Raw genomic sequence first — 24631 nt, forward strand, 5'->3', positions numbered from 1 at the left:
GGCAATATAATGGAAAAACACCAAGAGCTGGTTTCGATCGTCCTCCCCGTCTATAACGAAGAACCGGGAATTGAAACGATGATTGATACTTTAGAAAGTTTTATCGCAAATCAACCACAAAACTTTGAAATTATCTTCGTGGATGATGGTTCGAGTGACAAAAGTGTCGAAATAATCGAAAATAATCAAAATCTGCATAAAAATATCCGCCTGGTTCAATTTTCAAGGAACTTCGGTCACCAACTCGCAATTACCGCGGGAATTCGATATACAAAAGGTGATGCGGTCGTTGTGATGGACGCGGATCTTCAAGACCCACCAGCGGTCATCGTCGATATGATTGATAAATGGCATCAGGGATACGATGTGGTATATGGGCAACGAATTTCAAGAGACGGTGAAAGTCTTTTCAAAAAGGCAACGGCATCCCTCTTCTATCGCAGCCTTAAACGAATGACAAACATCAACATTCCACTAGATACCGGTGATTTTCGGCTAATGGATAAACAAGTTGTTCATCAACTCAGACAAATGAATGAAGCGGATCCATTTGTACGTGGAATGGTTAGTTGGGTTGGTTTCAAACAAACCGCGGTTACTTACGAGCGGCAGGAACGGATCGCAGGTACCTCAAAGTACCCGTTGAGAAAAATGATTCGATTGGCAATGGATGGCATTACATCGTTTTCATCCTTTCCACTCCAACTTGCAAACTGGCTGGGAAGCCTTTCAATTATCTTTGGAATCGGGTACCTGATTGTATCGCTCTTTACAACGATGGATACCATTCACTTCGCTGTATTTGCCCTGTTCCTCATGGCAGGCATCACCCTTATCACGATTGGCATGCTGGGATCATACCTGTATCGAGTGTTTGAAGCATCAAGGAGACGACCGCTTTACATCGTTTCAAGGACGGTGGGGTTTCGCTCCACAAACAAAAAAACAACCAATCAGGTATACTACAAAACAACCATCAAGGGACGCGCCCTTCAACAATAAACAATGAAGCACAAAAAAGACAGCCACATTAATGGCTGCCTTTTTTGTATTGATTACTTGCTATTTAAAATAGTAACGGCTTAATTCTAATGCGCTGTTCTCCATTAGGTGTTGGCCATACTCATTTAGAACATCTTCAGTGACAGTGGTCTTCTTACCATATTCATTGGCAATCGCCACTTCGTCGCTAACAATCATATCAACTGGATCGTTGCTGAATAGTTCCAACTTCAAGTAATATTTTCCTTCATACAAATATAAATCTGATGTCCCATTTTCAAGTCGCAATGCTTTGGCAAGTGAGACAAAGTCATCCAACTTATCGAACTCAAGAATCACAGTTCGCTTTTGATGACCAAACTCGTCGTTTGTCTTCTTATCACTTACAGGTTGCGGTTTATTATTATCGGCATGTTCTGCGATATATTTAGAAACTCGATCACGTTTTTCGGGGCGCCCAGAATCAGCGTTACCTGCATCAAACATGTCATTGTCAGACATATCGACATCTTTACTGATGAATAATTCCAATCCATTTTGGTTTGGAAGAACTTGGAAAGTGACGGCATCGTTATTTTGAAACTGATGATCCTTATCAACTTCTTCCAGAATACTATAGAAGAAGCTTTCGATTTGCTTGTGGTTACCCAGTAAATCCAGTACGGTAATCCCACGCTTGTCAAGATCATCATTACCAATCAGTACACGAATTGTATTCTCGTTAATTCGTTCCATTTCCATATTTAGCCACCCCTTTCAATATCTTAGGGTAATTAATAATAACATTGTATCATATTATTGTCTAAGTAAATAATACGGCTAAATATCAATATTAACAAGCAATTAAGATTTCGTGGTCATAATGCTTTTCGAACCATCTGCTCTAATTCGAATTTTCGAGTTTCACGAGGTAGGAAACAACGAATTTCATCTTCATTGAAGCCAAATTCGATTCGCTTTGAATCCAGCAGGATCGGTCGACGGATGAGTTCAGGATGAACAGCCAACATGGAAATAATTTGACTGATTGTCATCGAACTTAATTTGTTCTTACATTGATCAAAGACGAAAGAACGAGTTGAAATCACGTCATCCGTGCCGCCCTCTGAAAGCATGAAAATTTGTTTTAATTCCTGCTCGGAAAGTGGCTTGGCAAAAATGTTTCGTTCCACGAAATCGACGTTGTGATCGATGAGCCACTGTTTGGCCTTTCGGCAAGAAGTGCAGCTGGGCGTTGTTAATAAATTGACTGTCATAATAGGATGCCTCCTAATAATCATTTGATGTTTTGATTATATCGGAGTTTGTTATAAAAATCATAAGATTCACAAAATAGACTAACAAAGAACTTATTTTAGTCAAAATTAGCTTAGATATCCACAGATAAATGCTTTTTTGCGACTAAGATTGGTATATTTTCCCCAGCCGCATGCTGAGCTTCCTGGCGTAATTTGTGTAAATCACCAATTGCCGGCAGATGCGTCAACAAGACACGATGAACATTGCCATCATGAGCAAGTTTCCCGGATTCAGTGGAAGTCATGTGCCATTTTTGTCCGGTCTTGTCCGCAAAGAAATTGGTATCGGTCATTAACAGATCGGCATTTTGGACAAAATCGGTTAGTTCTGGGAAGTATGCAGTATCTGCAGTAAAAACAAGAACTTTGCCAGTTTCCTGTTCTTTGATTCTCATCGCAAATGCCGGAACTGGATGATGGGTCTTGAAAAAGGTGATTTCAAATGGTCCAAGCTTCAAGGCTTCATCGGGGTTATATGCAACACCCTTCGTAGATTTTGGCCAATCGAGTCCTTTGAAGTTCACAGCGTCCAATGAATGGCCATAAATCGGCAGTATAGGAGCTGCATACCGCTTTGCGTGTAATTGCCAGTAATATTGCAGAACGCCGACATCAGCTGTGTGATCGTGATGATAATGGCTTAAAATCACTGCGTTGAGTTTAAGTGGATCAAGTACTTCCTCGAGACTTAACAGTGCCCCACTGCCACAATCAATCAAAAGTTTAAAGTCTCCGGATTCCAGAAGATAACTGCTGGTAGGATTCCCATTTGCGGGATAGCCACCAAGAAACCCAATTACTGTTAGTTTCAAAAAATCTCCTCCTTCACTTTGCTACAGTTATATTTTACGCTTAATTGACGTAAATGTTTGGTTCCCCCAATTAAAGAAAGTATAATAAAAGTGTATTTAGGAGGTGGGTCAATTGAATAATCAGATTGTAATTACATTTGGAAATGAAGAGATTTTGTCAGAATTAAAAAATAAGCATCCCGACCGTGACTTGGTCATGTATCAAGCACTGAGTCAGCCAGGAGAATATATGCTGTTGGATCATTCTGGAAAAGATCCCGTTTTTAAAGCACCGGTATACTATGACATTTTAAGTCACAGCGGTGAAGATGATTGGAACGGGTTCATCAGCTTTTCTACGTTAGATCTGAACTTTGATCAACAGAAAGTCTTCGATGCCCGAATCAATAAGCTTCGCAGCGATGGCCTTCCGGACGGTATGCATTCCATTTATTCTCTGAATTACCATAAAGACATTAGTCAAAGAATTATTCTTGGAAGTTGGGATTCCTATTCTGATTTTGAACTTTGGAAAAACAGCTCTGATGAATTTATTCCAAAGGAGTACCGTGATTCACCAAGCTTCTACTCACATGAAGCTTATTACACCCCTGCAAAGCCTAAAAATTAATGATCTTCTACAAATTAATAATTAAAAGCCTTCGACCACTGAGCATTCCGTACATAACTCATTGGTTGAAGGCTTTTTTTGTTTAGGGCGAATTGTCAAACTAAGTGCAACGGTTTGTCAAAAAATACTTCATATGGGGTTTCATAGTTTAACACTTTGCGAGGACGTTGATTTAACTGCTTTTGGCAGTGTTCAACGTCCTGTTCTGTATAATTATCAATATCTGTTCGCTTGGGAAAATATTCCCGGATTAATCCATTTGTATTCTCATTTGTTCCACGCTGTTCAGGCGAATATGGATCGGGCCAATAGACAGTAACACCTAACCTTTCGCTGATTTCATCAAGATGAAGAAATTCGGTCCCATGATCTGGTGTAATAGAATGAACAAATTCTTTAGGAATGTCCCCTAACAGTTCAACTAAGCCTTTATTTATCTCCTGCGAGTCCTTTTGCACAACCTTTTTGATAAGCGTAAGCCGACTAAGCCGATCGACAACCGTTAAAAGGATGGAGTGACCCGTTCGACCAATCACAGTATCAATTTCCCAGTCACCTATACGTTGACGCTGGTTGATAAAACCAGGGCGCTCATGGATCGAGATATAGTCGGTCTGTACTTCTCGATGTCGTCTAGTATTCTTTGAATGCCGAGTCCGATGTTTATGTCTGAGATGGCGCTGAATACCGGTATCACCACGTGAGGAGTACTTCTCACCTAAATTGTGTTGATAGATATGACGGTAAATTGTGTTGTAGCTAACACACCATTGATGTTCCTTATTAAAGCGAGCGGTAATCTGCTCTGGTGACCAGTGCAGATCTAAGATGTAATGAACAATTTGACGACGTAATTGTGGATGGCTGTCTAATAGTCGCTTCTTGTGACAATTCTGCCGCTTTTGATGATAGTCATTATCTGCTTTGCTTGGGGAATAATTACCTGCACAACGTTTTAACTCCCGTGAAATAGTGCTTGGATTTCGCCCCAGCCGTAACGCAACAGCCCGGATAGATAACCCCTTAGCTCGTAAAAACATAAGTATTTCACGTTCTTTTATAGTAAGATGTTTATAGCTCATACCGGATACCTCGAATTGTTTGATTTGGTCGTTAAACAGATTCTACCCGGTATGGGTTTATTTTTTTACTTTGTGTTGCATTTCAATTGTAAATTCGCCAGATAAAGACCAATTTTGGGTAAAAAAAACAAGCTACCAAAGTAACTTGTACACATTCGATATTCCACCGGTTCGTACGAGACTCGAACTCGTGATCTCCTGCGTGACAGGCAGGCGTCCTAACCAGCTAGACCAACGAACCAAAATTGCGGGAGCTGGGTTTGAACCAACGACCTTCGGGTTATGAGCCCGACGAGCTACCAGACTGCTCCATCCCGCGATAATATAAATTTCTTGAATGACCCGTACGGGATTTGAACCCATGTTACCGCCGTGAAAGGGCGGTGTCTTAACCACTTGACCAACGGGTCATTTAAAACGGAGAAGGAGAGATTCGAACTCTCGCGCCGCTTACGCGACCTACACCCTTAGCAGGGGCGCCTCTTCAGCCACTTGAGTACTTCTCCAAAATATGGGCCTAAATGGACTCGAACCATCGACCTCACGCTTATCAGGCGTGCGCTCTAACCAGCTGAGCTATAGGCCCATTATATAAAAAAGCGGGTGACGAGAATCGGACTCGCGACAACAGCTTGGAAGGCTGTGGTTTTACCACTAAACTACACCCGCATAACAATATTTAAAATAAGTGGCGCGGGACAGAATCGAACTGCCGACACATGCAGCTTCAATGCATTGCTCTACCGACTGAGCTACCGAGCCAAACCGGTTCGTACGAGACTCGAACTCGTGATCTCCTGCGTGACAGGCAGGCGTCCTAACCAACTAGACCAACGAACCAAAATTGCGGGAGCTGGGTTTGAACCAACGACCTTCGGGTTATGAGCCCGACGAGCTACCAGACTGCTCCATCCCGCGATAATAAGGAGGATGAGAGATTCGAACTCTCGCGTGGTTTGACCCACCTAGCGGTTTTCAAGACCGCCCCCTTCAGCCACTTGGGTAATCCTCCATAAAAGCTGTATAAAACTAAAAATATAAAAATGAGTCGATGGACCTTGTAGGACTCGAACCTACGACCGAACGGTTATGAGCCGTTTGCTCTAACCAACTGAGCTAAAGGTCCAAGACCTATATCGCGGCAGGGGGGATCGAACCCTCGACCTCCCGGGTATGAACCGGACGCTCTAGCCAGCTGAGCTACACCGCGATGAAAAATGATAGTTATTCTATCAATCGGGAAGACAGGATTCGAACCTGCGACCCCCTGGTCCCAAACCAGGTGCTCTACCAAACTGAGCTACTTCCCGAAAAAACAATGCACCCAGTAGGAGTCGAACCTACAACCTTCTGATTCGTAGTCAGACACTCTATCCAATTGCGCTATGGGTGCATAATATGCCGAGGACCGGGATCGAACCGGTACGGTCATCACTGACCGCAGGATTTTAAGTCCTGTGCGTCTGCCAATTCCGCCACCCCGGCATAACAAGCGGAAGACGGGATTCGAACCCGCGACCCCCACCATGGCAAGGTGATGTTCTACCACTGAACTACTTCCGCAAAATGCCGACTAGAAGATTCGAACTTCCGACCCCCTGTTTACAAGACAGGTGCTCTGCCAGCTGAGCTAAGTCGGCATACAAAATATTATGCGCGTTAATAATATTCAATTGTAATGAGCCGTGGCGGTCTCGAACCGCCGACCCTCTGATTAAAAGTCAGATGCTCTACCAACTGAGCTAACGGCTCAAGGAATGGAGGATACAGGGATCGAACCTGTGACCTCCTGCTTGTAAGGCAGATGCTCTCCCAGCTGAGCTAATCCTCCATAAAATCGCGTGGCAACGTCCTACCCTTGCAGGGGGCGATCCCCCAACTACTCTCGGCGTGCAGAAGCTTAACTTCTGTGTTCGGCATGGGAACAGGTGTATCCTTCTGGCTATCGCCACCACACTATTTTTCCTTGAAAGAACTTCGTTCTCTCAAAACTAGCTAATATTAATTTTCTGTACCTTGAACACCATTTCTACTTGGTTAAGTCCTCGACCGATTAGTATTGGTCCGCTCCGTACATCACTGCACTTCCACTTCCAACCTATCTACCTGATCATCTTTCAGGGGTCTTACTTCCATATAGGAATGGGAAATCTCATCTTGAGGTGAGTTTCACACTTAGATGCTTTCAGCGTTTATCTCATCCATACGTAGCTACCCAGCGATGCGCCTGGCGGCGCAACTGGTACACCAGCGGTATGTCCATCCCGGTCCTCTCGTACTAAGGACAGCTCCTCTCAAATTTCCTACGCCCGCGACGGATAGGGACCGAACTGTCTCACGACGTTCTGAACCCAGCTCGCGTACCGCTTTAATGGGCGAACAGCCCAACCCTTGGGACCGACTACAGCCCCAGGATGCGATGAGCCGACATCGAGGTGCCAAACCTCCCCGTCGATGTGGACTCTTGGGGGAGATAAGCCTGTTATCCCCAGGGTAGCTTTTATCCGTTGAGCGATGGCCCTTCCATACGGTACCACCGGATCACTAAGCCCGACTTTCGTCCCTGCTCGACCTGTCTGTCTCGCAGTCAAGCTCCCTTCTGCCTTTACACTCGTTGAATGATTTCCAACCATTCTGAGGGAACCTTTGGGCGCCTCCGTTACTGTTTGGGAGGCGACCGCCCCAGTCAAACTGCCTACCTGACACTGTCTCCCGCCACGCTTAGTGGCGCGGGTTAGAGTGTTCACACAGCGAGGGTAGTATCCCACCAACGCCTCTGCCGAAACTAGCGTTCCGGCCTCAATGGCTCCTACCTATCCTGTACAAGCTGTGTCAACACCCAATATCAAGCTACAGTAAAGCTCCATGGGGTCTTTCCGTCCTGTCGCGGGTAACCTGCTTCTTCACAGGTATCTTAATTTCACCGAGTCTCTTGTTGAGACAGTGCCCAGATCGTTACGCCTTTCGTGCGGGTCGGAACTTACCCGACAAGGAATTTCGCTACCTTAGGACCGTTATAGTTACGGCCGCCGTTTACTGGGGCTTCATTTCTGGGCTTCGCCGAAGCTAACTCATCCACTTAACCTTCCAGCACCGGGCAGGCGTCAGCCCCTATACGTCATCTTACGATTTTGCAGAAACCTGTGTTTTTGATAAACAGTCGCCTGGGCCTTTTCACTGCGGCTGTGCTTGCGCACAGCACCCCTTCTCCCGAAGTTACGGGGTCATTTTGCCGAGTTCCTTAACAAGAGTTCACTCGCTCACCTGAGGATTCTCTCCTCGACTACCTGTGTCGGTTTGCGGTACGGGTAGTTGATTACTCACTAGAAGCTTTTCTCGGCAGTGTGACGTTGGTTGCTTCCCTACTTAAATTTCGGTCCTCATCACCACTTGTCAACCCGCCAAAAAGCATTTAACTCTTTGACTGACTTGTGGCTTAAACATCCGTTTCCAGCTGGATGCACAACTTAGCCTCCTGCGTCCCTCCATCGCTCAAACATAATCAACTAGTACAGGAATCTCAACCTGTTATCCATCGCCTACGCCTTTCGGCCTCGGCTTAGGTCCCGACTAACCCTGGGAGGACGAGCCTTCCCCAGGAAACCTTAGTCATTCGGTGAATCAGATTCTCACTGATTTTTCGCTACTCATACCGGCATTCTCACTTCTAAGCGCTCCACCAGTCCTTACGGTCTGGCTTCATTGCCCTTAGAACGCTCTCCTATCACTTGACCTAATGGTCAAGTCCACAGTCTCGGTAATATGCTTAGCCCCGGTAAATTTTCGGCGCGGAATCACTCGACTAGTGAGCTATTACGCACTCTTTAAATGGTGGCTGCTTCTGAGCCAACATCCTAGTTGTCTATGCAACTCCACATCCTTTTCCACTTAGCATATATTTAGGGACCTTAACTGGTGGTCTGGGCTGTTCCCCTTTTGACGATGGATCTTATCACTCACCGTCTGACTCCCGGATAAAAATCAATGGTATTCGGAGTTTATCTGAATTTAGTAACCCATGACGGGCCCCTCGTCCAAACAGTGGCTCTACCTCCATGATTCTACGTCCGAGGCTAGCCCTAAAGCTATTTCGGAGAGAACCAGCTATCTCCAAGTTCGTTTGGAATTTCACCGCTACCCACACCTCATCCCAGCACTTTTCAACGTACACGGGTTCGGGCCTCCAGCGCGTTTTACCGCACCTTCACCCTGGACATGGGTAGATCACCTGGTTTCGGGTCTACAGCAACATACTTAAACGCCCATTTCAGACTCGCTTTCGCTGCGGCTCCGGCTTTTAAACCTTAACCTTGCATGTTACCGTAACTCGCCGGTTCATTCTACAAGAGGCACGCTATCACCCATTAACGGGCTCTAACTGCTTGTAGGCACATGGTTTCAGGAACTATTTCACTCCCCTTCCGGGGTGCTTTTCACCTTTCCCTCACGGTACTGGTACACTATCGGTCACTAGAGAGTATTTAGCCTTGGGAGATGGTCCTCCCGGATTCCGACGACGTTTCACGTGTGTCGCCGTACTCAGGATCCTGAACTGAGGGTCATTGATTTCACCTACGGGGCTATCACCCTGTTTCGCCAACCTTCCCAGATTGTTCGATTATCAACAACTTTGGTAACTCAAATGTTCAGTCCTACAACCCCAACGAGCAAGCTCGTTGGTTTGGGCTGTTCCCCGTTCGCTCGCCGCTACTTAGGGAATCGAAATTTCTTTCTGCTCCTGTGGGTACTGAGATGTTTCAGTTCCCCACGTCTACCTCTATATCGCTATGAATTCACGATATAGTAACAGCTGATTAAAGCTGCTGGGTTTCCCCATTCGGAAATCTCCGGATCAAAGCTTACGTACAGCTCCCCGAAGCATATCGGTGTTAGTCCCGTCCTTCATCGGCTTCTAGTGCCAAGGCATCCACCATGCGCCCTTTTTAACTTAACCTGTACATCACTACGTGATGCAAAGTTAATTGAGTATTTGCGATTTTTTCTAGTTAACAAACTCAAAATAACGCGGTGTTCTCGGTTGAAATTATATTAAATACAATTTCAAAAAATTATTACAGAAAATTAATATTATCTAGTTTTCAAAGAACCAAGTTTGACACTCTCGTGTCAATGGAGAATAGCGGGATCGAACCGCTGACCCCCTGCTTGCAAAGCAGGTGCTCTCCCATCTGAGCTAATTCCCCATGTTACGGCGGTCTTGTAAGGCCGTGGATGGGCCTAAATGGACTCGAACCATCGACCTCACGCTTATCAGGCGTGCGCTCTAACCAGCTGAGCTATAGGCCCAAAAAGCGTAACCACTTTTGAGAGTAAACCTCTCAAAACTAAACAAAACTTTCGACAATGTGCAGGATTCCGTTTTTCCTTAGAAAGGAGGTGATCCAGCCGCAGGTTCTCCTACGGCTACCTTGTTACGACTTCACCCTAATCATCTGTCCCACCTTAGACGGCTGGTCCCCGAAGGTTACCTCACCGGCTTTGGGTGTTACAAACTCTCATGGTGTGACGGGCGGTGTGTACAAGGCCCGGGAACGTATTCACCGCGGCATGCTGATCCACGATTACTAGCGATTCCAACTTCATGCAGGCGAGTTGCAGCCTGCAATCCGAACTGAGAACGGCTTTAAGAGATTAGCTTGACCTCGCGGTTTCGCGACTCGTTGTACCGTCCATTGTAGCACGTGTGTAGCCCAGGTCATAAGGGGCATGATGATTTGACGTCATCCCCACCTTCCTCCGGTTTGTCACCGGCAGTCTTGCTAGAGTGCCCAACTGAATGCTGGCAACTAACAATAAGGGTTGCGCTCGTTGCGGGACTTAACCCAACATCTCACGACACGAGCTGACGACAACCATGCACCACCTGTCATTCTGTCCCCGAAGGGAACGCCTAATCTCTTAGGTTGGCAGAAGATGTCAAGACCTGGTAAGGTTCTTCGCGTAGCATCGAATTAAACCACATGCTCCACCGCTTGTGCGGGCCCCCGTCAATTCCTTTGAGTTTCAACCTTGCGGTCGTACTCCCCAGGCGGAGTGCTTAATGCGTTAGCTGCAGCACTGAAGGGCGGAAACCCTCCAACACTTAGCACTCATCGTTTACGGCATGGACTACCAGGGTATCTAATCCTGTTCGCTACCCATGCTTTCGAGCCTCAGCGTCAGTTACAGACCAGACAGCCGCCTTCGCCACTGGTGTTCTTCCATATATCTACGCATTTCACCGCTACACATGGAGTTCCACTGTCCTCTTCTGCACTCAAGTCTCCTGGTTTCCGATGCACTTCTCCGGTTAAGCCGAAGGCTTTCACATCAGACCTAAGAAACCGCCTGCGCTCGCTTTACGCCCAATAAATCCGGACAACGCTTGCCACCTACGTATTACCGCGGCTGCTGGCACGTAGTTAGCCGTGGCTTTCTGGTTGGATACCGTCAAGATGTCAACAGTTACTCTGACACCTGTTCTTCTCCAACAACAGAGTTTTACGAGCCGAAACCCTTCATCACTCACGCGGCGTTGCTCCATCAGACTTTCGTCCATTGTGGAAGATTCCCTACTGCTGCCTCCCGTAGGAGTTTGGGCCGTGTCTCAGTCCCAATGTGGCCGATTACCCTCTCAGGTCGGCTACGTATCATTGCCTTGGTAGGCCATTACCTTACCAACAAGCTAATACGCCGCGGGTCCATCCTAAAGTGATAGCCGAAGCCATCTTTTAAACTAAAACCATGTGGTTTTGGTTGTTATACGGTATTAGCACCTGTTTCCAAGTGTTATCCCCTACTTCAAGGGCAGGTTACCCACGTGTTACTCACCAGTTCGCCACTCGTTTCGTGTTAAATCATTTAAATGCAAGCACCTAAAATCAATAACGGAAACGCGTTCGACTTGCATGTATTAGGCACGCCGCCAGCGTTCGTCCTGAGCCAGGATCAAACTCTCATCTTAAAATGTTTTAAAATGATAAGCCTGTTATAGCTCATGATTTAAATTTATTATTTGTTATTACGAATTGACTTCGCAAATGTTTGGCTTCGATCAAAGATCGAAGCGCCCTGCACATTTGTTTGTCGAAAATTTTGTTCAGTTTTCAAAGGTCTACTGAGTTGTCGTAAGCGCTTATTTATCACTTTTGACAACTATTTAATATTATCATGACGCTGAATCAGTGTCAATGATTTTTTTAAATTTGTGGCTCGTCGTAGAAGTCATTCTTACGAAAGCCGCACTAAATAATATACCGACTTTTTGCGCTATTGTCAACTAAAAAAAGACAGATCGGATTCGACCTGTCTTTGCTTCTATTTAATTCTTGCTAAAAAGTACTTTTTCTTTCCCCGGCGAACAATGATAAACTTGCCGTCAAACTTATTGGCGGGATTAATTTCGTAATCCACATCCTGGATCTTTTCACCATTAATTCTGATGGCTCCATTGGTAATATCTTCTCTGGCTTGTCGACGAGACTTCTCGATCTTGGTAGCATCTACCAGCCACTGAACAATGTTCAATGGTTCTGAAGAAACTTCAACAGAAGGCATGTTCTTGAATCCCTGCTCAATTTCAGCGGTCGTCAAATCGGCAACATTGCCTGAGAACAAAGCTTCAGTAATGTGTTCTGCCTGCTTAACAGCCTCTTTACCATGAACAAATTCAGTTACTTCTTCAGCAAGTTTCCGTTGGGCTTCACGCTTTTCCGGATGAGTCTCCACTTTTTTAGCCAATTCGGCAATCTCATCTTGTGACAAGAAAGTGAAGTACTTCAAATATTTGATAACGTCATTATCATCCTGGTTAATCCAAAATTGATAGAATTCGTATGGAGATGTTTTTTCAGGATCCAACCAAACATTACCGCCTTCAGACTTACCGAACTTGGTACCATCAGACTTAAGCAGCAATGGAATAGTCAAGCCAAATACTTTGGCATCCTGACCTTCAATTCGGTGAATCAAATCAGTTCCTGAGGTAATATTGCCCCACTGATCAGCACCACCCAATTGAACCTGAACATCGTTGTGACGATAGAGATGTAAGAAATCAATTGACTGCAAAATTTGGTAAGTAAATTCGGTAAATGAAATTCCGACTTCCAAACGGCTGGCAACAATTTCCTTATTCAACATCGTATTAACGTTAAATAATTTTCCGTAGTCTCTCAAGAAATCCAAAAGGGATAATTTTGAAAGCCAATTGTAGTTATTCACAATTTCAAATTTGCCGTCTTGACCAAACAGCTTTTCCATTTGAGCAGTCAAAGCATCCTGATTGTGACGAACTTGATCCATTGTCTGCAAAACCCGTTCAGACTTCTTACCACTTGGGTCACCGATTGAGCCGGTCCCACCACCGATAACAATAACCGGATGGTGTCCTGCCAACTGGAATCGTTTCAAAATCATAAATGGAATCAAATGACCAATATGCATACTGTCACCAGTTGGATCAATTCCAACATAGATTCCGACAGACTTTTTGTTTACCAAATCATTCAATCCATCATGATCAGTTTCTTGATTGATTGCGCCACGCCACTTCAACTCATCTAAAATGTTCATGCAATATTTCCTCCTAAAATAAAAACGTCCCCGGCAAAATTAATTGCCAGGGACGAAAGTTTTTCCGCGTTACCACCCAAGTTCTTGCTGGATAAATCCAACAACCACTCAATTCATCGGTAACGAGATGATCCGTCAAGCTTAAGTAAGGACTCAACAGCTGTAAATTCATCGGCCATCCGCTCAGCTCACATCGCCGCTGAGTTTCTGGATTCACGTAATGGCCAACTACTTGACTGTCTCAACATCCATAAAATATAAGTTAATCATAGTGGTTGAACATTCCGTTGTCAATGACATCTCGTTGAAAATTAAATCCGGCCGTGAAGCATCTGTTGATAATAAAGCCCAGTATTGGCACGGTAATGGTGAAACTCATTTTGAGACATGGTTCTGGTATGTCTCAGCGTCCACTTTGCAAGCTTGGAATCAAAACTTTTTATTGTTGTGGAATAGTTACCACCCATAATTGTTTGCTTTTTAAACATCCCACGCAGTTGTGCGTTTGGATAAACATACAAATCTTTCGTCCCGAGTGTGTGACCCAATTCGTGGATAACCACGGCGCGACGCTTTTGCTGATTATACCGGTTCATCCAAGATGTATTCAGGGCAATAACCCCACTGTTAATTTCTGCTACCCCCGCATAACTTCGACCAAGTTTGCTGGTCCCGGTAAAAACTAATCGGGAATGGCTCATGGATTTTGTCTGCTTAAACACTTTTTTACCGAGTGCTTTGTTCCACTTCTTGGTCGCGTAAGAAATGTCAGATGAATATTTTTTGGCGTCTGATTTGACGTAATACTTGATGGTTCCGTTGTAAGTCAAATTTTTGCTGGTGTGCATAGCGCTGTTAAACTTAACGGTCTGAGCTGAAATAGACTGACTGCCCATCGCACCAAATCCGATCATGACGATCAACGTTGTTAACACAAGAACAAAAAGATGCTTAGCTCTTAACATTTAATTCCCCCTAATTAAACGTCGTCACTTCAATCATATTTATTTAATGGATCACCATTCCCCACTACTAATATATCATGGCAGTAATTCCCGTCACAAATCTGAAGTCTCAAAAAAGGCAAACATTCTTCACACAAATTTCACAAAGGCAGTTAGTTGTATTTCAACAAAATCAAACTAAAATTAAGTTGTATAGATAAATGATTCTGACTCTATATAGAAAGAAAGTGTCGTCCATGTTAAAAATCAAATATGAAAATGGTGGTGGAACCGAATCCATCGAATATCCATCAGCTGCTGCGTTTGTGGCCAATCAACGACTGGAAATTCCAGATTTGGAAGACTATTACAAAATTGTTGAAGTCACTTTAGACGGTAAGCCGGTTGAATTAAAGGATAAGACCATCATCGGATTGTACAAGAAGTTCGATGACGAAACAAAATAAGTTTGGTAAACAATCAAGAATAGATTCAATTATTTCAACCAACCCACAAAATTAAAGAGGTCGAAGCAAAATTTTACTTTTGCTTCGACCTCTTGTCATCTATTCAACATTTTTAATTTCAAATGAAGTCTCGCCATTTTTAACAATTCCGTAAATGCGTTGAGTATGAGACGAATCAACGTATCCGAAATCGAGGATGCTTCGATCATCCTGAAAATCGACGCCATGGAGCTGTTCACGTAAGAACTGTCGAAGAACCGGCAGCTGGCGGTCAAATTGTTTGGCTTTATCAACAGCAGATTGAAGCGTGAACCCATCGTCCAAGAAACGCGTCACGTGAAAAATAAAGAACAGTGTGTGCAGCGAGTATTCTCTAGCGGCACCTTTTTTCTGATTGAGTGATTGGATGTACCCCTGCTCTTCCCAGTAGCGCAGCTGTCTGCCAGAAACCCCGGTAATCTGCTGTACCTGACCAATTCCAAAAATCAGTTTGTCCGTATCGATAAACGCGTCATTGCCGCTCAGTTCTGCCATTATTTCCACCTTACCTTTGTTTATACCTTCATTATATCAATTTTGGCCTACCAGACAAAGTCTCTTCAAAATTGAAGTCATTATTTGTTATAATGCTTTTTGAAAGGTGTGAACAACATGGGATTTTCTCCAAAATTAATCGTGGCGGACGTGTCATTAATCATTTCAATCGCCCTTGCATTCTTCATTCAAAAATCAGGCTTCCCAAGTGACGTTAAAATCGGCCTGTTAATTCTGGCATCAATCTTTTTACTGATATCAGTTGTCAGTAACTTCATTGCCGCTAATGAGCGTCGCAAAAATGCGAAAAAATAAAGTTGTGGATTCTTCCACAGCTTTATTTTTTTACACTTTTATTTTGGATCATAAACCTTCAGCAGTCCTTGAGTCCCTAAATCTCCAAGATGAAGTTGATCGGTCATCTTTTCGTATAAATCTTTGGCAACTTTGGTGGCAGGCAGATCAACGCCCATTTCATCCGCAGAACCCAACGCGATTCGTAAATCTTTTAGAAAGTGTTTGACCGCAAATCCCGGCTTAAAATCACCTTTCAAAATTCTTGGGCCGTAGTTCGTCATGCTCCAGTTGGCAGCTGCCCCGCCATTGATTGTCTCAATCATTTGGTTCAAATCAAGACCGGCTTTTTTCGCATATGTCAGCGATTCGATCATCCCGGTCATCGTTCCGGCAACCATAATCTGATTCGCCATCTTGGCATTTTGGCCCTGGCCGGCATCCCCAAAGCGGGTGATCGCCGTTCCCATAGCCGCTAACACCGGCTTAACTTTTTCAAATGTATCCGGCTGACCACCAACCATAATGGTCAGTGTCCCTTTAGCCGCTCCAACATCACCGCCGGAAACCGGTGCATCCAAGACGCCAATATTTTTCGCTTTGCCTTCTTTGGCAATCTGTTCAGCCAATTTGGGAGAACTGGTCGTCATATCGATTAACGTTTGGCCAGCTGTGGCAGTCTCAAAAATGCCGTGTTTACCAAAATAAACTTCCTTCACATCAGTTGGAAAGCCGACAATTGTAATAACCACGTCACTGACTTTGGTAACCGCAGCCGGTGACGCCTGCCATTTAGCCCCAGCTTCAATTGTCTTTTGGGCGTGGGCTTTTGTGCGGTTGTAGACCGTGACGTCAAACCCGGCCTTCAGCAAATTCAAAACCGTTCCGGTACCCATGACACCCGTTCCAATAAAACCAATCGTCATTATCTCACCCCATTATCTGTTTCTAACACCTGACAGCAGTGGCCGCCACCACTGCTCATGATTCACGTACCAGTCGATGGTTTGGTTAATTCCTTCATCAAAATCAATTTCCGGCTGCCACCCCAGGTCATGGTGAATTTTTGAATCATCAATCGCATAAAGCTGATCATTTGCCGGTCTATCAGTTACATAAGAAATCTTGGAATCATCGACTTTTAAACGTTCAACAATCTTTTTAACAATTTGAATATTCTCAACGTAGTTATGGGCGGCAATATTATAAATCTGACCAGCTTTTCCCCGCCGTAAGACGGCGTTGATCGCCCGGCAATTATCGGCAACATTCAACCAATCACGGACATTCTTGCCGTCACCATAGACTGGCAGCGACTTCCCCAAAAGACCATTTGTGACTATTAAAGGAATTAATTTTTCAGGAAATTGCAGCGGACCATAATTGTTGGCGGATCGGGTAATGGAAACATTTAATCCATAAGTTTTAAAATACGACAACGCTAACAAATCGGCTCCAGCCTTGGTTGCCGAATACGGTGAACTTGGATTTAAAGGCGTCGTTTCAGTAAATAGATTGCCGGACGGCGTACTGCCATAGACTTCATCCGTTGAAATTTGGACAAACTTATGAACCCAAAAACGCTTAACGGCATTCAGTAAGGTACTGACGCCGACATAATTACTGCAAATAAAGACATTCGGGTTTAAAATTGATCGGTCAACGTGTGACTCTGCCGCAAAATTCACCACTGCCTCAATTTGCCATGCTGAAAAGACTGAATCGACCGCCGACTGGTCGGCGATGTCACCCTTCACGAAATAATACTGAGAATTTCCCTCGACATCGGCTAAATTGGCCAAATTTCCTGCATAGGTCAGCTTATCAAAGTTGACGATTCGATCTTCCGGATAGTTTTCAAGTAAATAATGAATGAAATTGGCGCCAATAAAGCCGGCACCACCTGTGACCAGAATGTTCAAAGCGCACCTCCCAAGAACTGATTTAATACCTATAATTTACCATATCTCATAAAAAAATGAGGCCGACGGCAAATTTTATTTGCCATCAACCTCATTTTAATCATCAATTGCATCTTCATTGATCCAGTAACGATTGGCGGTCTTCTTTGCTGATACGCGAATCCGGTAAAAGTCTTCACTTTCCCGTTCACCATCATCATCGCGGTAGTATGCTTTGGCTTTTTTATCAACATACACTTTCTTGCCGGTATGGGCCTTAATCTTTTTCCAGCTATAGGTCCGATTGTTTTTCTTAGCACCTGGAACGTAACGATATAACTTTTCTTCTTTATAATCTTCATCCAAAACCGTTTTAAAATTAACCGTTCGATACTTAACGCTGAAAACCCGTGATGCTTGGAAATAAAGTGGTCGCATTTTTCCTTGGTTAAGTTCCGTATTTCCAGAATATTCAGTATCGATGGTTTCCCCAATTTTATTAACTTCAGCAGCTTTTGTTGTCGAAATATCGCTGTTATGAGCATGAATGCTGGCGGAAAAGCCAATCATCGTCAACGGAATCAGCATTAGTAATCCGGCATTTGCCAGGTCAACTTTTTTCATCATAAACACCCTCCAATATTGGTTCTTCATTCGTGTCCTGTTGGTATCTCTTATTTACATCATAATCATATCTGAATATGTGGCCCAAGTTGTGAAGAAAGTGTGAATTTTCTCGGAAGGTTTTCGAACTTTTTATTTTCTGGCGAATTTACAATTGAAATGCAACACAAAGTAAAAAAATAAACCCATACCGGGTAGAATCTGTTTAACGACCAAATCAAACAATTCGAGGTATCCGGTATGAGCTATAAACATCTTACTATAAAAGAACGTGAAATACTTATGTTTTTACGAGCTAAGGGGTTATCTATCCGGGCTGTTGCGTTACGGCTGGGGCGAAATCCAAGCACTATTTCACGGGAGTTAAAACGTTGTGCAGGTAATTATTCCCCAAGCAAAGCAGATAATGACTATCATCAAAAGCGGCAGAATTGTCACAAGAAGCGACTATTAGACAGCCATCCACAATTACGTCGTCAAATTGTTCATTACATCTTAGATCTGCACTGGTCACCAGAGCAGATTACCGCTCGCTTTAATAAGGAACATCAATGGTGTGTTAGCTACAACACAATTTACCGTCATATCTATCAACACAATTTAGGTGAGAAGTACTCCTCACGTGGTGATACCGGTATTCAGCGCCATCTCAGACATAAACATCGGACTCGGCATTCAAAGAATACTAGACGACATCGAGAAGTACAGACCGACTATATCTCGATCCATGAGCGCCCTGGTTTTATCAACCAGCGTCAACGTATAGGTGACTGGGAAATTGATACTGTGATTGGTCGAACGGGTCACTCCATCCTTTTAACGGTTGTCGATCGGCTTAGTCGGCTTACGCTTATCAAAAAGGTTGTGCAAAAGGACTCGCAGGAGATAAATAAAGGCTTAGTTGAACTGTTAGGGGACATTCCTAAAGAATTTGTTCATTCTATTACACCAGATCATGGGACCGAATTTCTTCATCTTGATGAAATCAGCGAAAGGTTAGGTGTTACTGTCTATTGGCCCGATCCATATTCGCCTGAACAGCGTGGAACAAATGAGAATACAAATGGATTAATCCGGGAATATTTTCCCAAGCGAACAGATATTGATAATTATACAGAACAGGACGTTGAACACTGCCAAAAGCAGTTAAATCAACGTCCTCGCAAAGTGTTAAACTATGAAACCCCATATGAAGTATTTTTTGACAAACCGTTGCACTTAGTTTGACAATTCGCCCTATAAAACAAAAAGTAACCGATGACGAACCAAATCGTCACTGGTTGCCTTTTTCAAAATCATTAGGATCTGTCAGGTATTACTTCATGTCATATGCCTTTTGGAATAATTGAACAATTTCTTCTTTGGTACCCTTACGTGGGTTGGAGAAGGCATTGCCGTCTTTCAAGGCATTTTCTGCCATCAATTCAAAGTCTTCCGGCTTGGCACCAATTGCCTTGATACTGCGTGGAATGTGAACATCGTCGGCCATTTGACGCATTGCTTTAATTGATAATTCAGCAGCATCTCTGGTTGAAAGGCCGTCGGTATTTTCACCCATGGCTTTGGCCAATTCGGCAAATCTTTCTGGGCAGGCTACCAGGTTATACTCTTCAACGATTGGCAGCAGCATTGCACAGCAGACACCATGTGGGGCATCATATTGACCACCCAATTGGTGAGCCATGGCATGAACGTATCCCAAGTCAGCATTGTTAAATGCCATGCCGCCTAACATTTCCGCTTCAACCATCTTGGTTCGAGCTTCAAGGTTATGACCATTGGCAACTGCCTCACGGAGACTTTCCTCACATAATTTAATTGCTTCAATACATTGACCGTCGGTAATTTCGTTACGGTTGGTTGAAACATATGGCTCAATCGACTGAACAAATGTGTCCATCCCTGTAGCCGCAGTCAATGATGCCGGAACATCCAACTCAAGCATTGGATCGTTGAATGAAACCAGTGGAATGTTACGCCATGACACAACAACAAATTTCAATTTAGTCTCTTCGTTGGTGATAACACAATGACGGGTCAATTCAGAAGCAGTTCCGGCAGTGGTGTTAACAGCCATCAATGGAGGAAGTGGATTCTCAAGAGTTTCAATTCCGGCCAACTTGGTAATATCATCACCGTTGGTTAAAATAATTCCGGTTCCTTTTCCACAATCATGTGACGAACCGCCACCAACAGTGATGATACTGTCACAGTCATTATCCAAATAAACTTTTTTAGCTGCTTTGATATTTCGAATCTTAGGGTTTGGTTCAACGCCGTCAAAGATGACGTAAGAAATTCCTGCGGCATCCAAAGATCCCAGCGTTTGGGCAACTGGTCCGTTGTCCATTCCCCGAAGAAACTTATCAGTCACGATCAGTGGCTTCTTCATGTTCAACATCTTGGCACGATCACCAATCTTCTTGATAACCCCTTTACCAAAGAAGTTGACACTTGGCATCAAAAAATCAAAATTTTCTTTCATGAGTTCTTCCTCCTACAGAATGTTTAATTCTAAAACCGCTTTCATGGTAACACCTTGTGAAATTTATGTAAATAGACTCAACAAATAATTACATGTTGTTTTGAGCGATTCTTAACCGGCATACACTCTATAGGTAAAGGTATCTGTGCATCAAACAATTGATGTGGCCAAAACCGTTCTTGCAGTATGGGTATAGACAGCGCGGGAGATTGTGAATTGATAAACCATCTTTTCTGCTGATGGCATTGACCTTTTTCAAAATCTATTCTACAATGATATAAATTTTAATTTACTTAAGTGTTGATGAGAAGAGTAGCGTTTTTAAACGGATAAAGAGAGCTTCGAATGGTGAAAGAAGACCGGTTAAAGACGTGAAGATGATCTCTGAACTCCGATGCGGTCGACTGGCCAATTCAGCGTCAGCAAGCGTTACTTTGCCAAGTATCCTATAGCGTTAATATAGTGTACTTATTGAGACTGGGACTGTGAAATTCCAGTGAAGCCAGGTAGTAACGTGGAGAAGCCTTCACCCTGAATAATGTTAAAAGCATTGTTCAGGGTGAAGGCTTTTTTTATTTAATTAATTAAAGGAGAACGATAGTATGTCAGGAAAGTTAATCGATATCGATACATTACTCGCACAAGCAGGAAACCGGTATAACAACGATCAGTATCATTCAGTTTCAACCCCCATTTATTTAACCTCTAATTTTAGGCACCGTGACTTGGAGGATGTTGAAACCTTTGATCCGCATAAGCAGTTTTCATATTCCCGATTATCAACCCCCACAAGAAATGTGCTTCAAAAGACACTCGCCAAACTCGAAGGCGGGGCAAACGCCTTTGCGGTCAGTTCAGGAATGGCAGCCATTCAGTTGGTATTCTCGCTATTCAAATCCGGCGATGAGATTATTACATCTGATGATCTCTACGGCGGGTCGTTTCGATACTTTGACTATCTCTCCGAGCATTACAACATTAAGTTTCATAAATGGAATGGCAAAGATTACGAGAAACTGGGTGACCTGGTGACACCAAAGACCAAGGCAGTTTGGCTTGAAACACCTTCCAACCCAACGATGAAAATTATTGATATTCAAAAGGTTGCCGATATTATTCACGGGGCAAACAAAGATGCCTTGGTTTGCGTTGATAACACCTTTTTGACGCCGGTCTATCAACAGCCGCTGCGTGAAGGTGCCGATGTCGTTGTCCACAGTGCCACCAAGTATCTGTCCGGCCATAATGATATGCTGGCAGGTTGTGTGATTGCCAAATCAGAGAAAATTGCTGACGAGTTGGAATTTAATTTCAATACCACCGGCGTCACTCTGGATCCCTTTGATTCCTGGTTACTGTTGCGAAGACTGAAAACCTTGTCCGTTCGAATGGCCCGTCACACCAGCAACGCCAAATATGTCGCAGCGTGTTTGGAAAAACTCCCCCAAGTCACAAAAGTACTCTATCCTGGCGTTGGCGGCATGATCAGCTTCTATGTCCAGAATATGGATCAGGTTGATCGTTTATTTAAACACTTGAAGATCATCTCATTCGCCGAAAGTCTGGGTGGTGTTGAAAGTCTGCTGACAATTCCGTCACTGCAGACCCACAGTGACATGGCAAAAGAAGACCGCTTGAAATTAGGCATTACGGATGAACTGCTGCGCCTATCGACTGGACTTGAAAATCCAAAAGATTTGGCAAATGATCTGACCCAAGCGTTGGGCGATTAATTAAAAGATGCAATCAAAAAAGCCGAGACAATTGTCTCGACTTTTTATTTTTCATTCTTCAATTGTGACACCTTAACGTAAAAGTTGGCAAAGGATAACTGATAATACGGCTGCAGCCACAGCATCAAAATCCCAAAAGTAAACGAATTTAAAATGTACCAGCCAATGAAGCTCAGCTCCATGACAAAATAGTTCATTTTATAGCCATTCATCATTTGACGACTCTCGGTAATCGCCTGCAGGTAACCGATCGGCTTTCCAGCATCAACGGAATCACGATAAATGTTGAGTGCCTGGGAATACGAGAAACTTTTGATAATTCCGGGAATAATGAACAACACCGACCACAACATCGTGAAAACGGTCGTTATAATGCCAATCATAATGGCACCCATAAAGTACTGGCCATTATTCAAAATCGTAAATGATTTGGTCACCGGCTCTTCAAATTTCACTTTGTTTCTAATGATATCGATGCAGACAAACATCATCCCTGATAAAAGCAAACTTGAGATAATTGAAATAAAGGTGGAAATTCCCACCAAATTGAGCATCTCATTATTGCCAAATTGGACGTTGCCCTGCAGAATTTGATTAACTGCCCGATCGAGATCACTATCACGTACCGAACTCATTGAATAAGCAATTGAATAACCAAACTGAATCAAAATAGCTGGAAGAAATAACATAATAAAGAAACGAAAATGGCCTGAAATAATTCGCTTTGACTCTAACTTTAATCCTACGCGATCCATAAATACCTCCAAATTGTTAATAACTTCTATTTAACCATAACTTGGAGTGCTGCCGCAACGACCCCGCCGGTAAGTGGTCCAAACATCGGTACCCAGGAATAATACCACTCACCACTGCCACGGTTAGGCACTGGAATAATCGAATAAGCAAATCTGGGTCCCCAGTCACGGGCAGGATTCAGCGCAAACCCGGTAGTTGTCCCAACGCCAAGACCAACGACCATAATTAACAATCCAACCACCAATGGCTTAAGGCCTTGGCTAAAATCACCCAAATTCAGTAGTGCAAAGACAAATACAAAGGTTGCCACCACTTCTGACAAATAATTTGAAACCGGTGAATAAATTGCCGGCCGAGTTGCAAAGATTCCGACTGTATTGCCATTGGCTGGATCAGTTGTTTTGAAGTGCGGATAAAAGATGACCATGATCGTTGCCGCTCCCAAGAATGCGCCAAGAAATTGGCCCAATAAATACGGCAACACCTGGTTCCAAGGAAACAGACCAAAGATTGCGTACGGAATTGTGACCGCCGGATTCAGATGCCCTAACGATCCCAGTGATGAAGCAACGTAAACCCCCATCGTGACCGCCATCCCCCAGGCGACACTGATGAATGTCCAATTGGCCCCTTTGGCATAGGTCTGCTTGAGATTGGCGCCGGCACAGGCACCCGTTCCCAATACAATCAATACATAGGTTCCAAATAATTCCCCAACAAATCCATTCATAATTCCACCCACCATTTCTTTATAGTTACTCACATTTTACAAGCAACTTGCACCAGATGAAAGCCCTTTCTTAATTAAATCATTCAGCCCCAGCACAAGTCCCAGAGAAACAATTGCGTAAACCGCTGCTTATTCATGAAAAACACATTTTTTTATACTACAGGTATTTACCCTGAATTTCCAGATTTTTCTTTAAAGAACGACAGATGTTTCAAAATTGGCCACCGGGTAGGCCCTCATTATTCAAACGGCTTCTTTTTAAAAATCCGGCAATTTGGTAAAATAAGGCAATTAATGATTCATTAGAAAGGAGAATCGGTCATGTTTGGAAGCAAAAAGCCCAAGAAACGATTTATATCCACAAAACTGGAAGGAACCGATTCAGGGAATCTGGTAAGCATCATCACGGATACCGAAACCGGTGTTCAGTATTTGAGCATCGGTGGTGGCGGTGTGTCAACAGGTGGCGGAGTCACCGTGTTAGTTGATAAAGATGGCAAGCCTCTATTGAATGAAGACATCAAGTAAAAGACAAAAAAATCAAAGAACGGCCAGTCATGAACAATTTTGTTCACACTGGCCGTTTTTTGATGGTTGAATGTCCATATGTTTGAAAGCTTCCAAATGCTTTTTGAGCTTTTCTCAAGCATCTAAAGGACATTTATCCCAACAAAAAAGGACCCGCACATGATTTGCGAGTCCCTTTTCTTAAATGCATCAACTATTTTAATTCGTTCTCCACAGCTGATGCCTTAAGAAATATTCCGCTATTCAAAAAGCATCAC

Annotated in this window: 20 protein-coding genes, 21 tRNA genes and 3 rRNA genes; 7 read left to right on the forward strand and 37 right to left on the reverse strand. The window is 43.7% G+C overall.

The window, feature by feature from the left end:
- The first annotated feature begins 9 nt into the window (after nucleotides 1-9).
- Nucleotides 10-1002 carry a glycosyltransferase family 2 protein gene (locus DNL43_RS01865; protein ID WP_056981974.1) on the forward strand — a complete coding sequence of 331 codons (993 nt, stop codon included), beginning with the start codon at nucleotides 10-12 and terminating at the stop codon, nucleotides 1000-1002.
- A gap of 60 nt (nucleotides 1003-1062) precedes the next feature.
- Here the strand turns inward: DNL43_RS01865 and DNL43_RS01870 are convergent, their stop codons facing one another.
- The 3 genes from DNL43_RS01870 to DNL43_RS01880 form a co-directional block, all read right to left on the reverse strand.
- A complete protein-coding gene (locus DNL43_RS01870; RefSeq protein ID WP_056981972.1) occupies nucleotides 1063-1743 on the reverse strand; it encodes an adaptor protein MecA in 681 nt (226 codons plus the stop codon).
- Between the two features lie 116 nt (nucleotides 1744-1859).
- On the reverse strand, nucleotides 1860-2258 hold the full coding sequence (gene spx / locus DNL43_RS01875) for a transcriptional regulator Spx (protein WP_054769764.1): 399 nt from the start codon (nucleotides 2256-2258) through the stop codon (nucleotides 1860-1862).
- 113 nt (nucleotides 2259-2371) lie between these two features.
- Nucleotides 2372-3112, reverse strand: a complete 741-nt coding sequence (locus tag DNL43_RS01880) for an MBL fold metallo-hydrolase (RefSeq protein ID WP_056981969.1) — start codon at nucleotides 3110-3112, stop codon at nucleotides 2372-2374.
- A 103-nt stretch (nucleotides 3113-3215) separates the two neighbouring features.
- Here DNL43_RS01880 and DNL43_RS01885 point away from each other — a divergent pair, with 103 nt between their 5' ends.
- Complete coding sequence (locus DNL43_RS01885) at nucleotides 3216-3722, forward strand: monooxygenase (protein ID WP_225364661.1); 507 nt, start codon at nucleotides 3216-3218, stop codon at nucleotides 3720-3722.
- A 95-nt stretch (nucleotides 3723-3817) separates the two neighbouring features.
- Here DNL43_RS01885 and DNL43_RS01890 read toward each other — a convergent pair whose 3' ends face one another.
- From DNL43_RS01890 to DNL43_RS02020, 27 genes are all read right to left on the reverse strand, one after another.
- Nucleotides 3818-4804 carry an IS30 family transposase gene (locus DNL43_RS01890; RefSeq protein WP_109249238.1) on the reverse strand — a complete coding sequence of 329 codons (987 nt, stop codon included), beginning with the start codon at nucleotides 4802-4804 and terminating at the stop codon, nucleotides 3818-3820.
- Nucleotides 4805-4971: 167 nt separating this feature from the next.
- A tRNA-Asp gene (locus tag DNL43_RS01895) sits at nucleotides 4972-5045 on the reverse strand.
- A 4-nt stretch (nucleotides 5046-5049) separates the two neighbouring features.
- Nucleotides 5050-5123: transfer RNA gene (locus DNL43_RS01900), tRNA-Met, on the reverse strand.
- 19 nt (nucleotides 5124-5142) lie between these two features.
- Nucleotides 5143-5214 (reverse strand) — tRNA-Glu (locus DNL43_RS01905).
- 8 nt (nucleotides 5215-5222) lie between these two features.
- Nucleotides 5223-5310, reverse strand: a tRNA-Ser gene (locus tag DNL43_RS01910).
- 6 nt (nucleotides 5311-5316) lie between these two features.
- A tRNA-Ile gene (locus tag DNL43_RS01915) sits at nucleotides 5317-5390 on the reverse strand.
- Between the two features lie 12 nt (nucleotides 5391-5402).
- Nucleotides 5403-5473: transfer RNA gene (locus tag DNL43_RS01920), tRNA-Gly, on the reverse strand.
- A gap of 20 nt (nucleotides 5474-5493) precedes the next feature.
- A tRNA-Phe gene (locus DNL43_RS01925) sits at nucleotides 5494-5566 on the reverse strand.
- A gap of 4 nt (nucleotides 5567-5570) precedes the next feature.
- Nucleotides 5571-5644: transfer RNA gene (locus tag DNL43_RS01930), tRNA-Asp, on the reverse strand.
- Between the two features lie 4 nt (nucleotides 5645-5648).
- Nucleotides 5649-5722, reverse strand: a tRNA-Met gene (locus DNL43_RS01935).
- 6 nt (nucleotides 5723-5728) lie between these two features.
- A tRNA-Ser gene (locus DNL43_RS01940) sits at nucleotides 5729-5816 on the reverse strand.
- A 40-nt stretch (nucleotides 5817-5856) separates the two neighbouring features.
- A tRNA-Ile gene (locus DNL43_RS01945) sits at nucleotides 5857-5930 on the reverse strand.
- 10 nt (nucleotides 5931-5940) lie between these two features.
- Nucleotides 5941-6014, reverse strand: a tRNA-Met gene (locus DNL43_RS01950).
- 26 nt (nucleotides 6015-6040) lie between these two features.
- A tRNA-Pro gene (locus DNL43_RS01955) sits at nucleotides 6041-6114 on the reverse strand.
- A 9-nt stretch (nucleotides 6115-6123) separates the two neighbouring features.
- A tRNA-Arg gene (locus DNL43_RS01960) sits at nucleotides 6124-6197 on the reverse strand.
- A 6-nt stretch (nucleotides 6198-6203) separates the two neighbouring features.
- Nucleotides 6204-6289 (reverse strand) — tRNA-Leu (locus DNL43_RS01965).
- 6 nt (nucleotides 6290-6295) lie between these two features.
- Nucleotides 6296-6367, reverse strand: a tRNA-Gly gene (locus DNL43_RS01970).
- Nucleotides 6368-6371: 4 nt separating this feature from the next.
- A tRNA-Thr gene (locus tag DNL43_RS01975) sits at nucleotides 6372-6444 on the reverse strand.
- A gap of 39 nt (nucleotides 6445-6483) precedes the next feature.
- A tRNA-Lys gene (locus DNL43_RS01980) sits at nucleotides 6484-6556 on the reverse strand.
- Between the two features lie 6 nt (nucleotides 6557-6562).
- Nucleotides 6563-6635: transfer RNA gene (locus DNL43_RS01985), tRNA-Val, on the reverse strand.
- Between the two features lie 8 nt (nucleotides 6636-6643).
- Nucleotides 6644-6760 (reverse strand): 5S ribosomal RNA (gene rrf, locus DNL43_RS01990).
- Between the two features lie 77 nt (nucleotides 6761-6837).
- Nucleotides 6838-9758: ribosomal RNA gene (locus tag DNL43_RS01995) — 23S ribosomal RNA — on the reverse strand.
- Between the two features lie 177 nt (nucleotides 9759-9935).
- A tRNA-Ala gene (locus DNL43_RS02000) sits at nucleotides 9936-10008 on the reverse strand.
- A 29-nt stretch (nucleotides 10009-10037) separates the two neighbouring features.
- Nucleotides 10038-10111, reverse strand: a tRNA-Ile gene (locus tag DNL43_RS02005).
- An 83-nt stretch (nucleotides 10112-10194) separates the two neighbouring features.
- Nucleotides 10195-11768 (reverse strand): 16S ribosomal RNA (locus DNL43_RS02010).
- The 16S, 23S and 5S rRNA genes sit together here with 21 tRNA genes alongside, the layout of an rRNA operon.
- A 353-nt stretch (nucleotides 11769-12121) precedes the next feature.
- Nucleotides 12122-13378, reverse strand: coding sequence for a tyrosine--tRNA ligase (gene tyrS / locus DNL43_RS02015; RefSeq protein WP_056983283.1), 1257 nt, complete (start codon nucleotides 13376-13378; stop codon nucleotides 12122-12124).
- 311 nt (nucleotides 13379-13689) lie between these two features.
- The gene (locus DNL43_RS02020) at nucleotides 13690-14343 is read right to left on the reverse strand and encodes a snapalysin family zinc-dependent metalloprotease (RefSeq protein ID WP_056983281.1); all 654 of its coding nucleotides are present in this window, start codon (nucleotides 14341-14343) and stop codon (nucleotides 13690-13692) included.
- A 236-nt stretch (nucleotides 14344-14579) separates the two neighbouring features.
- Here DNL43_RS02020 and DNL43_RS02025 point away from each other — a divergent pair, with 236 nt between their 5' ends.
- The gene (locus DNL43_RS02025) at nucleotides 14580-14789 is read left to right on the forward strand and encodes a hypothetical protein (RefSeq protein WP_054769861.1); all 210 of its coding nucleotides are present in this window, start codon (nucleotides 14580-14582) and stop codon (nucleotides 14787-14789) included.
- A 99-nt stretch (nucleotides 14790-14888) separates the two neighbouring features.
- Here the strand turns inward: DNL43_RS02025 and DNL43_RS02030 are convergent, their stop codons facing one another.
- Nucleotides 14889-15323, reverse strand: a complete 435-nt coding sequence (locus DNL43_RS02030) for a MerR family transcriptional regulator (RefSeq protein ID WP_056983279.1) — start codon at nucleotides 15321-15323, stop codon at nucleotides 14889-14891.
- Nucleotides 15324-15440: 117 nt separating this feature from the next.
- Between DNL43_RS02030 and DNL43_RS02035 the strand changes: the two genes are divergently transcribed.
- A complete protein-coding gene (locus DNL43_RS02035) occupies nucleotides 15441-15638 on the forward strand; it encodes a hypothetical protein (protein ID WP_056983277.1) in 198 nt (65 codons plus the stop codon).
- 38 nt (nucleotides 15639-15676) lie between these two features.
- On the opposite strand, the gene DNL43_RS02040 is transcribed toward DNL43_RS02035, so the two are convergent.
- From DNL43_RS02040 to DNL43_RS02050, 3 genes are all read right to left on the reverse strand, one after another.
- Nucleotides 15677-16543, reverse strand: a complete 867-nt coding sequence (locus DNL43_RS02040; protein ID WP_056983275.1) for an NAD(P)-dependent oxidoreductase — start codon at nucleotides 16541-16543, stop codon at nucleotides 15677-15679.
- 12 nt (nucleotides 16544-16555) lie between these two features.
- A complete protein-coding gene (gene rfbB, locus DNL43_RS02045; protein ID WP_109249176.1) occupies nucleotides 16556-17539 on the reverse strand; it encodes a dTDP-glucose 4,6-dehydratase in 984 nt (327 codons plus the stop codon).
- A gap of 96 nt (nucleotides 17540-17635) precedes the next feature.
- Nucleotides 17636-18145: a hypothetical protein gene (locus tag DNL43_RS02050; RefSeq protein ID WP_225364709.1), complete on the reverse strand. Its 510-nt coding sequence runs from the start codon at nucleotides 18143-18145 to the stop codon at nucleotides 17636-17638.
- Nucleotides 18146-18382: 237 nt separating this feature from the next.
- On the opposite strand from DNL43_RS02050, the gene DNL43_RS02055 reads away from it, so the two are divergent.
- Nucleotides 18383-19369 carry an IS30 family transposase gene (locus DNL43_RS02055; RefSeq protein ID WP_109249238.1) on the forward strand — a complete coding sequence of 329 codons (987 nt, stop codon included), beginning with the start codon at nucleotides 18383-18385 and terminating at the stop codon, nucleotides 19367-19369.
- An 88-nt stretch (nucleotides 19370-19457) separates the two neighbouring features.
- Here DNL43_RS02055 and DNL43_RS02060 read toward each other — a convergent pair whose 3' ends face one another.
- Nucleotides 19458-20627: an iron-containing alcohol dehydrogenase gene (locus DNL43_RS02060; protein WP_095345094.1), complete on the reverse strand. Its 1170-nt coding sequence runs from the start codon at nucleotides 20625-20627 to the stop codon at nucleotides 19458-19460.
- Between the two features lie 602 nt (nucleotides 20628-21229).
- On the opposite strand from DNL43_RS02060, the gene DNL43_RS02065 reads away from it, so the two are divergent.
- Entirely contained in the window at nucleotides 21230-22360 is a 1131-nt protein-coding gene (locus DNL43_RS02065; protein WP_095347911.1) for a trans-sulfuration enzyme family protein, read from the forward strand.
- Nucleotides 22361-22404: 44 nt separating this feature from the next.
- Here the strand turns inward: DNL43_RS02065 and DNL43_RS02070 are convergent, their stop codons facing one another.
- Both DNL43_RS02070 and DNL43_RS02075 read right to left on the reverse strand, forming a co-directional pair.
- The gene (locus tag DNL43_RS02070) at nucleotides 22405-23115 is read right to left on the reverse strand and encodes a DUF975 family protein (protein WP_095344981.1); all 711 of its coding nucleotides are present in this window, start codon (nucleotides 23113-23115) and stop codon (nucleotides 22405-22407) included.
- Between the two features lie 26 nt (nucleotides 23116-23141).
- Nucleotides 23142-23846, reverse strand: a complete 705-nt coding sequence (locus DNL43_RS02075) for an MIP/aquaporin family protein (protein WP_095344982.1) — start codon at nucleotides 23844-23846, stop codon at nucleotides 23142-23144.
- A 321-nt stretch (nucleotides 23847-24167) separates the two neighbouring features.
- Here DNL43_RS02075 and DNL43_RS02080 point away from each other — a divergent pair, with 321 nt between their 5' ends.
- Nucleotides 24168-24374, forward strand: coding sequence for a DUF6440 family protein (locus DNL43_RS02080; protein WP_095344983.1), 207 nt, complete (start codon nucleotides 24168-24170; stop codon nucleotides 24372-24374).
- Nucleotides 24375-24631 lie beyond the last annotated feature (257 nt).

The organism is Lentilactobacillus kefiri, from assembly GCF_009739535.1.
Taxonomy (GTDB): Bacteria; Bacillota; Bacilli; order Lactobacillales; family Lactobacillaceae; genus Lentilactobacillus; species Lentilactobacillus kefiri.

Coding starts and splice junctions, on each gene's coding strand:
- DNL43_RS02035 (WP_056983277.1), top strand. CDS start 15,441: ATGGGATTTTCTCCAAAATTAATCGTGGCGGACGTGTCATTAATCATT.
- DNL43_RS02050 (WP_225364709.1), bottom strand. CDS start 18,145: ATGATGAAAAAAGTTGACCTGGCAAATGCCGGATTACTAATGCTGATT.
- DNL43_RS02060 (WP_095345094.1), bottom strand. CDS start 20,627: ATGAAAGAAAATTTTGATTTTTTGATGCCAAGTGTCAACTTCTTTGGT.
- DNL43_RS02080 (WP_095344983.1), top strand. CDS start 24,168: ATGTTTGGAAGCAAAAAGCCCAAGAAACGATTTATATCCACAAAACTG.
- DNL43_RS02030 (WP_056983279.1), bottom strand. CDS start 15,323: ATGGCAGAACTGAGCGGCAATGACGCGTTTATCGATACGGACAAACTG.
- DNL43_RS01890 (WP_109249238.1), bottom strand. CDS start 4,804: ATGAGCTATAAACATCTTACTATAAAAGAACGTGAAATACTTATGTTT.
- DNL43_RS02020 (WP_056983281.1), bottom strand. CDS start 14,343: ATGTTAAGAGCTAAGCATCTTTTTGTTCTTGTGTTAACAACGTTGATC.
- spx (WP_054769764.1), bottom strand. CDS start 2,258: ATGACAGTCAATTTATTAACAACGCCCAGCTGCACTTCTTGCCGAAAG.
- DNL43_RS02055 (WP_109249238.1), top strand. CDS start 18,383: ATGAGCTATAAACATCTTACTATAAAAGAACGTGAAATACTTATGTTT.
- DNL43_RS02070 (WP_095344981.1), bottom strand. CDS start 23,115: ATGGATCGCGTAGGATTAAAGTTAGAGTCAAAGCGAATTATTTCAGGC.
- DNL43_RS01865 (WP_056981974.1), top strand. CDS start 10: ATGGAAAAACACCAAGAGCTGGTTTCGATCGTCCTCCCCGTCTATAAC.
- DNL43_RS02075 (WP_095344982.1), bottom strand. CDS start 23,846: ATGAATGGATTTGTTGGGGAATTATTTGGAACCTATGTATTGATTGTA.
- DNL43_RS02065 (WP_095347911.1), top strand. CDS start 21,230: ATGTCAGGAAAGTTAATCGATATCGATACATTACTCGCACAAGCAGGA.
- DNL43_RS01870 (WP_056981972.1), bottom strand. CDS start 1,743: ATGGAAATGGAACGAATTAACGAGAATACAATTCGTGTACTGATTGGT.
- DNL43_RS02025 (WP_054769861.1), top strand. CDS start 14,580: ATGTTAAAAATCAAATATGAAAATGGTGGTGGAACCGAATCCATCGAA.
- tyrS (WP_056983283.1), bottom strand. CDS start 13,378: ATGAACATTTTAGATGAGTTGAAGTGGCGTGGCGCAATCAATCAAGAA.
- DNL43_RS02040 (WP_056983275.1), bottom strand. CDS start 16,543: ATGACGATTGGTTTTATTGGAACGGGTGTCATGGGTACCGGAACGGTT.